The following is a 14344-nucleotide window of genomic DNA, read 5'->3' as shown; positions in this document are numbered from 1 at the left end:
AGCAAGGGGCTCCCCGTCGGGTTGTTGCAAACGGGTGGCTCAGATGCCGCCCAGACAGAGGTATTTGATTTCGACGTATTCTTCGATGCCGTACTTGGAACCTTCACGGCCCAGGCCCGACGCCTTCATACCGCCGAACGGCGCGACCTCGGTTGAGATCAAACCGGTGTTGATGCCGACCATGCCGTACTCCAGCGCCTCGGCAACGCGGAAAACACGGCTCAGATCACGGGCGTAGAAGTAGGCAGCCAGACCGAATTCGGTGTCATTGGCCTGACGGACCACATCAGCCTCGTCGCTGAAGCGGAACAGCGGCGCCAGCGGGCCGAAGGTCTCCTCACGGGCCACGGCCATGCTGCTGTCAACGCCGGTCAGAATCGTCGGCTCGAAGAAGAAGCCGCCCAGTTCATGCGGTTTGCCACCAGCGATGACCTTGGCACCCTTGTCGGTCGCATCCTTGAGATGACGCTGAACCTTCTCCACGGCGCGGGCGTCGATCAGCGGGCCGGTGGTTATACCTGCCTCGGTACCGTCACCGACCTTCAGCTTGGCGACAGCGTCGGCCAGCTTGGCCGCGAAGGCATCGTAGACGGAATCTTGTACGTAGATACGGTTGGCGCAGACGCAGGTCTGACCAGCGTTGCGGTACTTGGAGATCATCGCCCCTTCAACCGCCGCGTCCAGGTCGGCATCGTCGAACACGATGAACGGCGCGTTGCCGCCCAGCTCCAGCGACAGCTTCTTGAGCGTCGGTGCGCACTGCTCCATCAGCTTGATGCCGACACCAGTGGATCCGGTAAACGACAGTTTGCGAACCACCGGGTTGCTGCACAGCTCATCCCCCACTTCACGGGAGCGATCAACATCCGCAGTTACCACGCTGAACAGACCCGCGGGCAGACCGGCCTGCTCGGCCAGATGGGCGAGAGCCAGCGCAGAGAACGGGGTTTGCGGAGCGGGTTTGAGTACCATCGCACAGCCAGCCGCCAGTGCCGGACCGACCTTGCGGGTAATCATCGCGGCGGGGAAGTTCCAGGGCGTGATCGCGGCGGTCACACCAACCGGTTCTTTCTGGACCAGAATGCGCTTGTCAGCCTGATGGCCCGGAATCACGTCGCCGTAGACGCGCTTGGCCTCTTCCGCGAACCATTCCAGGAAGGAGGCGGCATACGCCACTTCACCACGTGCTTCAGCCAGCGGCTTGCCCTGCTCTGCGGTCATGATGCGCGCCAGATCTTCCTGGTTCTGCATCATCAGCTCGAACCACTTGCGCAGAACCTGAGCTCGCTCCTTGGCGGTACGCTGGCGCCACTGCTGCTGCGCCTCACGCGCTGCTTCAATCGCACGACGGGTTTCTTCACCGCCCATGTTCGGCACGCTACCGAGCCGCTCATGGGTCGCAGGATTGGCGATCTCGGTACGCGCGCCCTTGTCGGCCTCGCACCAGTGACCGGCGACAAAGGCTTGCTGGCGAAACAGGTCAGGGCAGTGCAGTTCCATCCGATAATTCCTCGTAGCAGGGGTAGCCTCGGCTGTCGTAACGCATTTAAAACAGCCTTGTTTGATATTTCAAACATGCTAAGCGTGCAAGCGCGCGCAGGCAATACCCGAACCAAGAAAAATGCGGAGGAAAACGGATGCCCGAGAACCGGGCATCGGAATCAGGCGGCGGACTCGCCGTCAAACAACTCGGGACGCACCTGCTGACCTTCTTCGAGCAGGCCCGCGACCCGTTGCAGACTGGCCAGCAACATCAGTTGCTCCCAATCCGCCAACTGACCAAAACGCTCAAGAAAAGCCGATGGCAGAAGCGCAGGCTCGGCCTGGATGGCCGCCAGCCCCTTCTCGGTCAGCGCCAGATGAACCTTGCGCTTGTCGCTGGTGCTGCGCACCCGGTGCAATAAATCACGACTTTCCAGACGATCAATGATGGTGCTGAGCGTTGCCTGCGATACACTTACCTGCCGCGCCAGATCCCCCAGGGTGCTTTCACCCATGGCCTTGATGCTGTGCAGAATCAGCAACTGAATCGGCGTCAGCCCGCTATGGCGACCAAGACGCTTGGCGTGAATCTCGCTGGCGCGCTGCAAACGGCGCAGTGCCAGATAAAGATCGTGCATCATATGCATGACGTTGATACCTCCCGACAACGAAGGTGCCTTGCTGGCTAAAACTTACAGCAAGAACAAGAGACCTTCTCTGAGCAAAACGAATAACGCGCAAGACTACACGTATAATACTTTTACTTCAAAGTATTTTTACACTGCACTCCCCCCCCAAATCCCCCCCTCCGGCACAGCTGCTCCCGCGCACTCGCCCTGATAGACTGCTGCTGCGCACCGCCAGAACGGCGAAATACACCCAATAAAAAACAGTCCGCCCCGATGAAGCTCACTCCCATCCGGGCCATGCTCAGCAGCGCGCTGCTGTGCACGGCCAGCAGCGCGTACAGCGCCACTGCAAGCCTCCAGCTCCCGACCCAGACGGTACTCGGCGCCAGCGATGACAGCCGCGATCTGACTCTGCCGCTGGCCCGCAGCACCCTATTTGCCGACGACCTGTCGTCAGCCAACCTCGGCGCCAACCTGTCCGAGCCGCTGCAACGGGTGCCGGGCCTGCTTGCCCTGAACCGTCAGAACTACGCCCAGGATGTGCAGATCTCATCCCGCGGTTTTGGCGCCCGCGCCCAGTTCGGTGTGCGCGGTGTACGCCTGCTGCAGGATGGTATCCCGCTGACCATGCCCGACGGTCAGGGACAGCCAGCCCTGTTCGACCTCGACAACCTGCAGCGCATTGAAGTGCTGCGTGGCCCACTCAGCAGCCTCTATGGCAATGCCTCTGGCGGCATCATTCAGGGCTTCAGCAGCGAGGGCAGCTTCTACCCGACCCTGAGCAGTCGCAGCAGCATTGGCAGCGACGGTCTCTGGCGTGAACGCCTGAAGTACGGTGCCCAATATGGCGACCTCAATGTTGCTGCCAACGTTTCCCGGCTGGAAACCGACGGCTATCGCGACCACAGCGAAACCCGCCGCGACATGGCCAATCTGCGCTTGGGCTGGGATATCGATGATGCCTCCAGCCTGACCCTGCTGTTCAGCGCGCTGGACCAGCCGGACACCCAGGACCCGCTCGGGCTGACTGCCGCCGCGCTGGCCAGCGACCGCCAGCAGGCCGTCGCCCAGGCCGAGCGCTTTGACACCCGCAAGAGTGTCAGTCACCAGCAGCTGGGGATGAACTACCAACGCCGCCTCGCCAACGATGACCAAGTAACGGTGATGGTCTACGGCGGCGAACGTGACGTGCAGCAGTTTCTGGCCTTTCCCGGCAACTCGCAGTTCTCCGGCGGGGGCGTGATCGAACTGGATCGGCGCTTCGGCGGCAGCGAGCTGGGCTGGCAGCGCGACTCCACCCTGTTTGATCTGCCGGTCACGCTGGCCGCGGGCTTGAGCTGGAACTATCAGGGCGAAGGCCGCAAGGGCTTCGTCAACCAGTTCGGCAGCAAAGGCAACCTGCAACGTGACGAATTCAATCGGGTGGAGAGTCGCGAAGCCTACCTGATCAGCACCTGGGAGCTGGCGCCGCGCTGGAGCCTCACCGCCGGTGCGCGCTACAGCAAGGTCAAATTCGACTCCGACGACGACTACTTCGTCGATGGTCAGGACGACAGTGGCTCGGTTCGCTACGACCAGACCAGCCCGGCGCTGGGTTTGAGCTACCAGTGGACACCCGAGATCAGCCTCTACGGCGCCATCGGCCAGGGCTTCGAAACACCGACGGCGCAGGAACTGGCCTACCGCCCGAACGGCAGCGGCCTGAACTTCGACCTGCGGCCGAGCGAGTCCGACAACGCTGAGGTCGGCTTCAAGCTGCGCCGCGACCAAACGCAATTGGACATGGCACTGTTCTACACCCGCGTCGACGATGAAATCGTCACCGGTGAACCGCAGCTCAACACCGACCGCTCGACCTACGCCAACGCCGGCAAGTCGACCCGCCGCGGCATTGAGCTGAGCATCGAACAACAGCTCACCTCGAACCTGACGGGCTATCTGGCCTACACCTGGCTGGACGCCCGCTTTGACCGCTACGTCAACGGTAACGGCGATGACCTGGCCGGCAAGCGCCTGCCGGGCATACCGCGCCACAGCCTGTACGCCGAACTGGCATGGCAGCCGACCGAGGGCTTTAGCACCGCGCTGGAAATGCAGAGCCTGAGCCACCGCTATGCCAACGACGATAACAGCGCAGAGGCGCCTGGCTACGCCGCGTTCAACTGGCGCGCCAGCTATCGCAAGCAGTTCGGCGGATGGGCGCTGGAACCGTTCGCCCGCATCGACAACCTCGCCGACCGCGAGTACATCGGCTCATTGATCGTCAACGGCGCCGGCGCCCGCTACTACGAACCGGCACCGGAGCGGAACTGGCTGATCGGTCTGGACGTCGCGTACCGCTGGGACTGACCACTAGGCGCGGTCAATGCTGACCGCGTCAAAAGCACCGGGCCGGCGCGCCAGCAGCACGAAGATCAACGCGGCAATCGCCATCATGATCGGCAGCGCGTGGCCGGTCAGCCACTCGCTCACTGCACCGGTCAGCATCGGCCCAAGCAGGCAGCCAAGCCCCCAGAGCATGGCGATATGGGCGTTGGCGCGCACCAGTTCATCATCCCGGTAACGCTGCCCAACCAGAATGATCGACAGGGTATAGAGCGCACCGGCGCTGGCACCAAACAGCACCAGCACCGGCCAGATCAGCACCGTGTGCAGCACCAGCGGCAACGCAATACTGCTTAGCAGCAATATCAGTCCGCAGAACTTGAACAGCGCCGTGCGCGAGATACGGTCTGCCAACGCACCGACCGGCACCTGCAATACCGCATCGCCGACCACCACGGTGCTGACCATGACCAGTGCCAACTGCTGGGCGAAGCCCTCGCGAATCAGGTAGACCGGCAGCAACGTCAGGGTCATGGTTTCAAACCCGGCAAACAGCACCATCGCCCAGGCAATCGCTGGCAGCTGGCGGACAAATTTACGCAAGCCGCGCCCATCAGCCGCCGCCGCGTCCACCACCGGTGCGCCCGAGACGGTCATCAGCATCAGACCGCCAAACACCAGCAGCCCCGTCGCCAGCCAAAAGCCGCTATCGGCCTCGGTGCCAATGAAACCCAGCAGCAGCGGGCCACACAGCTGACTGAGCGCAAAGCCGCTGCCGTACACCGCCACCAACCGGCCACGCAGACGATCCGGCACGATCTGGTTGATCCAGCTTTCGCCAAGGATGAAGGTCACCGTCAACGAGATACCCAGCACCAGCCGCAGCAGCAGCCAAACCGGGTAGCTCGGCCAGATCGCCAGCAGCGCCACCGACACCGCACTGCAGGCCATGACCAAACGCAGGGTGTTCTCGGAGCCAATACGCCCAGCCAAGCGACCGCTCAAGCGCGAGCCAAGCACAATACCGACCGCAGGCATCCCCGCCATGATGCCGATGGCAAAGGTGCTGTAACCCCATTCGTGCAGGCGCAGCGACACCAGCGGCAGGGTGACACCCAGCGCCAGCCCGACGATCACCACCGAGGCGGTAACAACCGCGTAGGTTCTCCAGTTCATCGATACGCTCTGCACAAAGCACAGGGCGGCCTTGCGGCCGCCCTGGTCTACTCAGGTTTGAGATCGGATCAGAGTTTGATCCAGGTCGCCTTCAGTTCGGTGTACTTGTCGAACGCATGCAGGGACTTGTCGCGACCGTTACCGGACTGCTTGAAGCCACCGAACGGCGCCGTCATGTCGCCACCGTCATACTGGTTGACCCAGACACTCCCGGCACGCAGGGTACGCGCCGCACGATGGGCCTTGGACAGATCGCTGGTCCAGACCGCTGCGGCCAGACCGTAGATGGTGTCGTTGGCGATCTGCATGGCTTCGTCGAAGCTGCTGAAGCCGATGACCGACAGCACCGGCCCGAAGATTTCCTCGCGGGCGATGCGCATGCTGTTGGTTACGCCGTCGAATACAGTCGGCTCGACGAACAGGCCACCGGTTTCTTCCATCACGCGCTTGCCGCCGAGCTTCAGGGTCGCGCCGTCGGCGTGGCCGGTATCGATGTAGCGCAGCACGGTTTCGATCTGGATGGTATCGACCAGCGCGCCGACGCTGGTATTCGGGTCCAGCGGATGGCCCGGCGCCCAGCTGCGCTTCAGCGCCTCGACGACCTTGCCGACGAATTCCTCGCGAATCGACTCTTCCACCAGCAGACGCGAACCGGCGGTGCAGACCTCACCCTGGTTGTAGGCGATGGCGCTGGCGGCGGCTTCAGCAGCCGCATCCAGATCCGGCGCATCGGCGAAGACCACGTTCGGGCTCTTGCCGCCGGCCTCCAGCCAGACGCGCTTCATATTCGACTCGCCGGCGTAAATCATCAGCTGCTTGGCAACGCGGGTGGAGCCGGTGAACACCAGCGTATCGACATCCATGTGCAGCGCCAGCGCCTTGCCGACGGTATGGCCATAGCCAGGCAGCACGTTCAGCACGCCCGCCGGGATACCGGCCTCAACGGCCAGGGCAGCCACACGGATAGCGGTCAAAGGAGACTTCTCCGACGGTTTCAGGACTACCGAGTTACCGGTTGCCAGCGCCGGGCCCAGTTTCCAGCTGGCCATCAGCAGCGGGAAGTTCCACGGCACAATGGCCGCAACCACACCGACCGGCTCGCGGGTGATCAGGCCCAGTTCGTCGTGGGCAGTCGGCGCCACTTCGTCGTAGACCTTATCGATTGCCTCGGCACTCCAGCGGATCGAGCGCGCTGCACCGGTAATATCCACCGCCATGGAATCGCCGATCGGCTTGCCCATGTCGAGGGTTTCCAGCAGCGCCAGTTCTTCGCAATGCTGTTCGATCAGGTCGGCAAAACGCTGCATGATGCGCTTACGCTGCACCGGCGCCTTGCGTGACCAGACGCCGCTGTCGAACACCGCACGGGCATTGGCCACTGCCAGATCAGCATCGGCCTGATCGCAGCTGGCGATCTGCGCGAGTACCCGACCGTCGATCGGTGAGATACAGTCAAAGGTCTCGCCGCTGACCGCCGGCTGATATTGGCCAGCCACAAACGCCTGACCCTGAATCTGCAGCGCGGCCGCGCGCTGCTCCCAGTCCTGCCGACTGACTGCCTTGCTCATGTTCTGCTCCTCGCTGCTGTTGCGCTGAAGGGAATTGAAATCCCGGCAACAGTAATTCAGTCCGCGGGAATAATTCAATATTTTTGACAAACGATGAAAAAAGAACCGCTCTGTTTCGCTAAACGCCCCTTTGACGTTTGTTATTTTTGACATAGACTTTCTCGCATCAGCGCCACCGCCCATCCCTTCCGACGATGACGTTGCAGTTCGTCTTTTCCGCCACCCAGCCAGGAACGCACCATGACCAGCTTGCAGCACCCGACCCCCGCCCAGGACCTCAGCCTCGATCCGTTCTGGATGCCCTTTACCGCCAATCGTCAGTACAAGGCCAAGCCCCGACTGCTGGCCAGCGCGTCCGGTGTCTACTACACCGACGTCGAAGGGCGCCAGGTGCTCGACGGTACCTCGGGGCTTTGGTGCTGCAATGCGGGTCACGGTCGCCGCGAGATTTCCGAAGCCGTCAGCCGCCAGATCCAGCAAATGGATTTCGCCCCGACCTTTCAGATGGGTCACCCACTGCCGTTCCAGCTGGCCGAGCGCCTGAGTGAACTCGCCCCGGCAGGCCTGAACCGGGTGTTCTTCACTAACTCGGGGTCCGAGTCGGTCGATACCGCGCTGAAGATTGCACTGGGTTATCAACGCGCCATCGGCCAAGGCACACGTACCCGGCTGATCGGTCGCGAACTGGGTTATCACGGTGTTGGGTTCGGCGGTGTTTCGGTTGGCGGCATGGCCAATAATCGCAAGGCCTTTATCCCGCAGCTGCCGGGTGTCGACCACCTGCCGCATACGCTGGATCTAGAACGCAACGCCTTCACCAAGGGGCTGCCGACCTTTGGTATTGAGCGGGCCGAAGCGCTGGAAGCACTGGTTACCCTGCACGGCGCCGAGAATATCGCCGCCGTCATCGTCGAGCCCATGTCAGGGTCGGCGGGCGTGATCCTGCCGTCGCAGGGCTACCTGCAACGTCTGCGCGAAATCACCAGCAAGCACGGCATCCTGCTGATCTTTGATGAGGTCATCACCGGTTATGGCCGGGTCGGGGCCCCCTTCGCTTCCCAGCGCTGGGGCGTCACGCCGGATATCATCACCACTGCCAAGGGCCTGACGAACGGCGCCATCCCGATGGGCGCCGTGTTCGTTGCCCAGCACATTCACGACGCCTTCATGCAGGGCCCGCAGGGGCTGATCGAGTTCTTCCACGGCTATACCTACTCCGGTCACCCGGTCGCTGCCGCCGCCGCGCTGGCAACCCTCGACATCTACGCCAACGAGCAACTGCTCACCCGCGCCGCCGAGCTGGAAGATTACTGGGCCGATGCGTTGCACAGCCTGCGCGACCTGCCGAACGTGATCGACATCCGCAATACCGGCCTGGTTGGCGCCGTGCACCTGGCCAGCCGTCCGGACGCGCCCGGCACACGCGGCTACGAGGTGTTCGACGGCTGTTTCTGGGAAGGTGCGATGGTGCGCTGCAGCGGCGATATCATCGCCATGTCGCCACCGTTGACCGTGGAAAAGGCCGAGCTGGATCGTCTGGTCGATACCCTCGCCACCGTCATTCGCCGCACTGCCTGAGTTTGTCCGGCTGCCGTCGGAAACGCCGGCAGCCATCACCTTACAGGGAACAGTCCCATGAGCATTTCCAGCATCATCGATTTCGCCAGCGCCGCGACCCCGGCTGAACACTACCGCCCGGACGCGGCCAAGATCATCAGCGGTGATCCGGCGCAGAACGTGCGCAATCACTACAGCAGCCCGGACGGGCAATTCAGCACCGGTATCTGGGAAGCCGAACCCGGCCACTGGACCGTCAGCTACAGCGAGCACGAGTACTGCGAGATCCTTGAAGGCGAGTCCGTACTGCATGACGCTGACGGCAACAGCCGGGTGCTGCGCACCGGCGATCGCTTTGTCATCCCCGCCGGCTTCAGCGGCAGCTGGGAAGTACGCGAGCGCACCCGCAAGGTGTATGTAATCTACGAACCGGCCAGTTGATCCGCACCCCGCACGGTTGACGTACCGCCCCCCACGACCTAGGTTGAGGGGGCGATATGGATATTGCGGGAGCAACCGTGCGAAAGCTTATTTCTATACTTGCCAGCCTGACCGTACTGTCTCTGACGGCACTGGGCGTCCGCGCGCAGGAGCCCGCGCCGCTGGAGTTCGCGCTGGCCGACTTCCCGCCGTACTTCCAGCTGGACGCAAACGGCGCGCCCTCTGGCCCGGTACTGGATCTCGCTGCCGCGCTCTTCGCCGAGGCAAACCTCCCCTATGTCGTCCGCGGCTACCCCGCCGCGCGGCTGTACAGCCGCCTGCAGCACGGACAGACCACCGTTTCCATGGCAGGCGATGGCCACCCCGGCATGCTCGCCGGCGCCCTGCAAGGCAGCATTCCGGTATTTAATCTGGCTCTGAACGTCTACCGCAAACCACCCCAACCCGCGATCAGCACGCTATCGGACTTTGCCGGCAGCAGCGTGATCCTGATCGGCGCCTACAGCTACGGGGCACTCGGCGAGCAGCTGCGCGCACCCCAAGCGCAGATCGAAATTGCCCCAGCCACCAACCACGCAGCGGCCTTGCAGATGCTGCTGCACGACCGTGCCCCCTACCTGATCAACTACGACGGCCCAATGCACAGCCTGCTGCGCTCCCTGCCAGAAAACAGCGTTGCGAGTGACCCGCTGCTGCGCATGAATGTCTACCTGTTTGTGTCACGCGCTCATCCCGACGCGCAGGCATTGCGCGACCGCCTGGACAAAGCCCTGCACACACTGGAAGAGCGCGGCGACATCCAGCGAATCCTCGACGCTGCGGAGTACAGCCAGTAAGCGTCAGCAGGCCCCGATTACAAAAACACATTGGTCTAAACGTGACCAGCCAGTTACATTTCTCGTCAGCACTGACATCGAAACCAACAATCCAATCGTCCCATTGATCGGGCAGCGGCTTTCAATAGCCAAACAGCGCCCGGTTACGCCCCTGTTGCAGGAGCCCAGGACACAGCCAGGAGTCCAGTCTGATGTCGCGTTTACCGGTCATCGTCGGCTTCGGCGGCTACAACGCCGCCGGCCGCAGCTCATTCCACCACGGCTTCCGCCGCATGGTGATCGAGTCCCTGCCCGCCGCCGAACGGCAAGAGACCCTCGCGGGCCTGGCCGCCCTGATGAAACTGGTGACGGTCGAAAATGACCAGTACCTGGACGCCGACGGCCAACCGTTGAGCGCCGCCGATATTGAGCAGCGCTTCGGTCAGCAGATCCTCGACAGCACCCTGGTACGACGCATCGAGAAGCGCTATCTGGACGTCGACGCAGCGCACTGGCAGAAGAACCTGACCGTCACCGGCGAGGCCGGCAAGCCATTCTCCTTCATCACCCTGAACAAGCAGCTGCCCGAGCCGCTGCCGAGCGACTGGGTGGTTGAGCCGCTGAACGACACCGAGGTCATGGTGACCGTCTATGACGGCTGCGACCTCAAGATCGACAGCTTTCGCGCCCTGCCGGTCAAGTCTGCCGGTCAACTTCCCTCAGGGCTGGAACCCGGCGAGCTGTATGCCTCGCGTTTCCACCCACGCGGCCTGCAGCTGACCATCGTCGCGGCAACCGACGCGCTGCGCTCGGTCGGCATCGACTGGCAGACCATTGCCAACAGCGTTGAACCCGATGAAGTGGCGGTATTCGCCAGCAGCGCCATGAGTCAGCTCGACGAGAACAGTTTCGGCGGCCTGATGCAGTCGCGTCTGAAGGGTGGCCGGGTCAGCGCCAAGCAACTCGCGCTAGGCCTGAACAGCATGCCGGCCGACTTTATCAACGCCTACATCCTCGGCAGCGTCGGCACCACCGGCGCGATCACCGGCGCCTGCGCCAGCTTCCTCTACAACCTGCAAAAAGGCAGCGACATGATCACCAGCGGCCGTGCCCGCGTGGTGCTGGTCGGTAACGGGGAAGCGCCAATTACCCAGGAGTGCATCGAGGGCTACGGCGCAATGGGCGCGCTGGCCACAGAGGACGGACTGCGCCAGATCGGCGGCATCGACGAGGTCGATTTCCGCCGCGCCAGCCGCCCATTCAGCGACAACTGCGGCTTCACCCTCGCCGAATCCGGCCAGTTTTTCGTGCTGATGGACGACGCGCTGGCGATGGAGCTGGGCGCCGATATTCACGGTGCAGTACCGGACGTATTCATCAACGCCGACGGCTTCAAGAAGTCGATTTCCGCGCCAGGCCCCGGCAACTATCTGACCATGGCCAAAGCGGTCTACGCCGCCATGCAGATCGTTGGCCCGGAAGCGGTGCAACAGCGCAGCTTCATTCAGGCGCACGGCTCCAGCACCCCGGCCAACCGGGTCACCGAGTCGGAAATTCTCGACCGCGTGGCCGAGGCCTTCGGCATCAGCAGCTGGCCGGTTGCAGCAGTAAAGGCCTACGTCGGCCACTCGCTGGCCAGCGCCAGTGCCGACCAGCTGGCCGCGACCCTCGGCAGCTTCAAGTACCAGATCATCCCGGGCATCAAGACCATCGACCAGGTCGCCGAAGACGTGCACCAGCAGCGCCTGCTGATCAGCACGCGCGATATCGACCGCAGCCAGCTGCCACTGGAAGTGGGCTTCATCAACTCCAAGGGGTTTGGCGGCAACAACGCCAGCGCGGTGGTACTGGCGCCCACGGTGGTCGAGCGGATGCTGAAGAAACGCTACGGCGAGCAGGCGTTCGAGGCCTGGCAACAGCGCCGCGAGCAGACCCGCGCCGCGGCCGAGGCTTACAACCAGCGCGCACTCAAGGGCCAGCTGGATATCATCTACAACTTCGGTCAGAACATGATCGACGAGTCAGCGATCCAGATCAGCGACGCGCAGATTCAGGTGCCTGGCTTCAGCAAGGCCCTGACCTTCCGCAAGGATGAGCGCTTCAAGGACATGCTCGACTGATTGACCAAGTCGGGGCACGGCCAGCCGTGCCCCGCTCCCGCCTCAGGCCGCCTCGGCCAGTTTTGCCAGCCACTGGGCCTGCTCGGCCTCGCTCAGCAGACTCGCGGTAATGCTGTTACGCGCCAGCGCCACAGCCTGCTCGCGGCTCATGTTCAGCGCGTCGCGCACCGCCACAAAGTTCGCCAGCAAGTAACCACCGAAATAGGCCGGGTCATCCGAGTTGATGGTGACCTTAACGCCCTGCTCCAGCAGTTGCAGGATGTTGTGCTCGCGCATATCGGCAAACACCTTCAGCCGGGTATTGGACAGCGGGCAAACGGTCAGCGGCATCTGCTCGGCTATCAGCCGCTGCACCAGTTCCGGGCTCTCGACGCAGCGCACGCCATGGTCGATTCGCACCACCTTGAGCAAATCCAGCGCCTGCACGATGTACTCTGCAGGGCCTTCCTCACCGGCGTGAGCAACGCAGGCCAGCCCGGCGTCACGGGCCATGGCGAACACCCGCTCGAACTTGTCCGGCGGATTGCCCTGTTCGGAGCTGTCCAGACCCACCGCGACAAAGTGTTCGCGCAGCGGCAAGGCCTCTTCCAGCGTGGCGATGGCATCGTCTTCGCTGAGATGCCGCAAGAAGCTGAGAATCAGCCGTGAGCTGATACCCAGCTTGGCCTGCCCATCTGCCAGCGCCCGCGAGATACCGGCCAGTTGCACCGCAATCGGGATACCGCGCACCGTGTGCGTCTGCGGGTCGAAGAAGGGCTCGACATGCACCACACCATCGGCAGCGCAGCGCTGCAGGTAGGCCCAGGTCAGATCAAAGAAGTCCTGCTCGGTGCGCAGGGCATCGGCGCCCTGGTAATAAATATCGAGAAAGTCCTGCAGATTGCTGAACTCATAAGCGCCGCGCAGCGCTTCAACGTCGGCGTAAGGCAGGGTAATGCCGTTGCGCTCGGCCAGGGCAAACATCAGCTCGGGCTCGAGACTGCCCTCCAGATGCATGTGCAACTCGGCCTTGGGCAGTGCACGGAGAAAATCGGTATCGGGGAAGGACATAAGCACTCCTGGAATCCTGCTGCATGACAATACAGCTCATGCAGCAAAGGATATGCCAGGTGCCCGACACGGGCCAGCACGCAGCGGGCAACCAGACTGCCCGCTGGGAACCGATCAGCCGCGCGAAGCGCGGATCGAGGCGATGAAAGCTGCCAGCTCGGCGTCGCGATCAGCCGCCACGCTCTGTACATTCGGGTTCTGCGCCAACAGCTCCAGCAGCGCCACGCCCTGCGGCAACTCGGCCTTCAGATCGATATCGAACAGTTTCTGCGCAACAGTGCAAGCCAGCTCAAAGCTGTAGAGGAAGTACAGATCCGCGATAGTCATCTCGCTGCCAGCGACGTACGGCGCGAAACGGCCGTGGCGCGCCAGCGTGGCAACGCCAGCCAGCAGTTCAACGCGGGCCTTGTCCTTGATTGCCTGATCCACCTTGCCGCCAAAAAACACTTCCATGAAGCAGGAGCGGGCCGGCAGTTCGATGTACAGCTCGATCTCCTTGGCCAGTGCGCGCACCACACCTCGCTGGTACGGATCGCTCGGCAGCAGCGCCTTGCCACCCTGGGTTTCTTCAAGATATTCAAGGATCACGAAGGTTTCATTCAGAAAGCCCTGCTCAGTCTCCAGCACCGGCACCTTGCCACGCGGGCTCTTGGCCAGAAACTCGGGATCCTGGCTGCCATGTACGCTGACGAATTCAAACTCGACGCCCTTTTCCAGGAGCGCGAGCTTGACCATGTTGAAGTAGTTGCTGGCTGCAAAGCCGTGTAGTCTGATCATCCTGTTGTTCTCCATTGTTAGACGGACGGGGCGACACCGTGACGCGGCCTGTTTTGTACCTGTTCCGGTGATAATTCGCCAGTGTCATCAGGGCTCTGAATGCGCCGTTAACGACACCCGGCTAGACTGATTGCAAACCCGAAAAGAGGCTCACGCAATGCTGACACCCGAAGAGATCATCGAAATCAACCTGCTCAGCCAGTTCAACCTGTCCAATTCGCAGGAAGGACTCAAGATTCACAGCCACGATGCCGATCCAACAACCGTAGCAGCAGCAGAGCGGCTGTTCACCAAGGGCCTGATCACCCAGCACGACGGCGGGTATCTGACCAGCCTCGGTCTGGACGCCGCTGAACACAGCCAAACCTTGCTGACCATCTTACGTACCGCGGAGTCCTGACCAC

Annotated in this window: 12 protein-coding genes; 6 read left to right on the top strand and 6 right to left on the bottom strand. The window is 62.6% G+C overall.

Translation table 11 applies throughout. From position 1 onward, the window contains the following. Nucleotides 1–39: 39 nt before the first annotated feature. Together gabD and AAFM31_RS09455 are read right to left on the bottom strand one after the other, a co-directional pair. Nucleotides 40–1500 (bottom strand): NADP-dependent succinate-semialdehyde dehydrogenase, encoded by a 1461-nt coding sequence (gene gabD, locus AAFM31_RS09460; protein ID WP_341707673.1) that lies wholly within the window; start codon nt 1498–1500, stop codon nt 40–42. A 161-nt stretch (nt 1501–1661) separates the two neighbouring features. Next, on the bottom strand, nt 1662–2129 hold the full coding sequence (locus tag AAFM31_RS09455) for a MarR family transcriptional regulator (RefSeq protein WP_341707672.1): 468 nt from the start codon (nt 2127–2129) through the stop codon (nt 1662–1664). 255 nt (nt 2130–2384) lie between these two features. On the opposite strand from AAFM31_RS09455, the gene AAFM31_RS09450 reads away from it, so the two are divergent. Continuing rightward, nucleotides 2385–4460, top strand: a complete 2076-nt coding sequence (locus AAFM31_RS09450) for a TonB-dependent receptor (RefSeq protein WP_341707671.1) — start codon at nt 2385–2387, stop codon at nt 4458–4460. 3 nt (nt 4461–4463) lie between these two features. Here the strand turns inward: AAFM31_RS09450 and AAFM31_RS09445 are convergent, their stop codons facing one another. After that, nucleotides 4464–5612, bottom strand: coding sequence for an MFS transporter (locus AAFM31_RS09445; protein WP_341707670.1), 1149 nt, complete (start codon nt 5610–5612; stop codon nt 4464–4466). A 68-nt stretch (nt 5613–5680) separates the two neighbouring features. Then, the gene (locus tag AAFM31_RS09440) at nt 5681–7180 is read right to left on the bottom strand and encodes an aldehyde dehydrogenase (protein ID WP_341707669.1); all 1500 of its coding nucleotides are present in this window, start codon (nt 7178–7180) and stop codon (nt 5681–5683) included. A 240-nt stretch (nt 7181–7420) separates the two neighbouring features. Between AAFM31_RS09440 and AAFM31_RS09435 the strand changes: the two genes are divergently transcribed. The 4 genes from AAFM31_RS09435 to AAFM31_RS09420 all read left to right on the top strand — a co-directional run bounded on the left by AAFM31_RS09435 (nt 7421) and on the right by AAFM31_RS09420 (nt 12113). Further along, nucleotides 7421–8758, top strand: a complete 1338-nt coding sequence (locus AAFM31_RS09435) for an aspartate aminotransferase family protein (protein WP_341707668.1) — start codon at nt 7421–7423, stop codon at nt 8756–8758. Between the two features lie 57 nt (nt 8759–8815). After that, nucleotides 8816–9178 carry a cupin domain-containing protein gene (locus AAFM31_RS09430; protein ID WP_341707667.1) on the top strand — a complete coding sequence of 121 codons (363 nt, stop codon included), beginning with the start codon at nt 8816–8818 and terminating at the stop codon, nt 9176–9178. 77 nt (nt 9179–9255) lie between these two features. After that, nucleotides 9256–10014, top strand: a complete 759-nt coding sequence (locus tag AAFM31_RS09425; protein ID WP_341707666.1) for a transporter substrate-binding domain-containing protein — start codon at nt 9256–9258, stop codon at nt 10012–10014. A gap of 191 nt (nt 10015–10205) precedes the next feature. Beyond that, complete coding sequence (locus AAFM31_RS09420) at nt 10206–12113, top strand: beta-ketoacyl synthase (RefSeq protein WP_341707665.1); 1908 nt, start codon at nt 10206–10208, stop codon at nt 12111–12113. Nucleotides 12114–12155: 42 nt separating this feature from the next. Here the strand turns inward: AAFM31_RS09420 and AAFM31_RS09415 are convergent, their stop codons facing one another. Together AAFM31_RS09415 and AAFM31_RS09410 are read right to left on the bottom strand one after the other, a co-directional pair. Beyond that, nucleotides 12156–13163 (bottom strand): adenosine deaminase, encoded by a 1008-nt coding sequence (locus tag AAFM31_RS09415; RefSeq protein WP_341707664.1) that lies wholly within the window; start codon nt 13161–13163, stop codon nt 12156–12158. 114 nt (nt 13164–13277) lie between these two features. Continuing rightward, on the bottom strand, nt 13278–13940 hold the full coding sequence (locus AAFM31_RS09410) for a glutathione S-transferase (protein WP_341707663.1): 663 nt from the start codon (nt 13938–13940) through the stop codon (nt 13278–13280). A gap of 157 nt (nt 13941–14097) precedes the next feature. Here AAFM31_RS09410 and AAFM31_RS09405 point away from each other — a divergent pair, with 157 nt between their 5' ends. After that, on the top strand, nt 14098–14340 hold the full coding sequence (locus tag AAFM31_RS09405; protein ID WP_341707662.1) for a TIGR02647 family protein: 243 nt from the start codon (nt 14098–14100) through the stop codon (nt 14338–14340). The last annotated feature ends 4 nt before the right edge of the window (nt 14341–14344 follow it).

It is taken from the genome of Halopseudomonas sp. (assembly GCF_038130085.1).
Classification (GTDB): domain Bacteria; phylum Pseudomonadota; class Gammaproteobacteria; order Pseudomonadales; family Pseudomonadaceae; genus Halopseudomonas.
This window is presented reverse-complemented; position numbering and strand designations above follow the sequence as displayed.

Bases quoted from the DNA above. Each gene is read 5' to 3' on its own strand.
- gabD (WP_341707673.1), bottom strand. From the start codon at position 1,500: ATGGAACTGCACTGCCCTGACCTGTTTCGCCAGCAAGCCTTTGTCGCC.
- AAFM31_RS09455 (WP_341707672.1), bottom strand. From the start codon at position 2,129: ATGCATATGATGCACGATCTTTATCTGGCACTGCGCCGTTTGCAGCGC.
- AAFM31_RS09450 (WP_341707671.1), top strand. From the start codon at position 2,385: ATGAAGCTCACTCCCATCCGGGCCATGCTCAGCAGCGCGCTGCTGTGC.
- AAFM31_RS09445 (WP_341707670.1), bottom strand. From the start codon at position 5,612: ATGAACTGGAGAACCTACGCGGTTGTTACCGCCTCGGTGGTGATCGTC.
- AAFM31_RS09440 (WP_341707669.1), bottom strand. From the start codon at position 7,180: ATGAGCAAGGCAGTCAGTCGGCAGGACTGGGAGCAGCGCGCGGCCGCG.
- AAFM31_RS09435 (WP_341707668.1), top strand. From the start codon at position 7,421: ATGACCAGCTTGCAGCACCCGACCCCCGCCCAGGACCTCAGCCTCGAT.
- AAFM31_RS09430 (WP_341707667.1), top strand. From the start codon at position 8,816: ATGAGCATTTCCAGCATCATCGATTTCGCCAGCGCCGCGACCCCGGCT.
- AAFM31_RS09420 (WP_341707665.1), top strand. From the start codon at position 10,206: ATGTCGCGTTTACCGGTCATCGTCGGCTTCGGCGGCTACAACGCCGCC.
- AAFM31_RS09415 (WP_341707664.1), bottom strand. From the start codon at position 13,163: ATGTCCTTCCCCGATACCGATTTTCTCCGTGCACTGCCCAAGGCCGAG.
- AAFM31_RS09410 (WP_341707663.1), bottom strand. From the start codon at position 13,940: ATGATCAGACTACACGGCTTTGCAGCCAGCAACTACTTCAACATGGTC.
- AAFM31_RS09405 (WP_341707662.1), top strand. From the start codon at position 14,098: ATGCTGACACCCGAAGAGATCATCGAAATCAACCTGCTCAGCCAGTTC.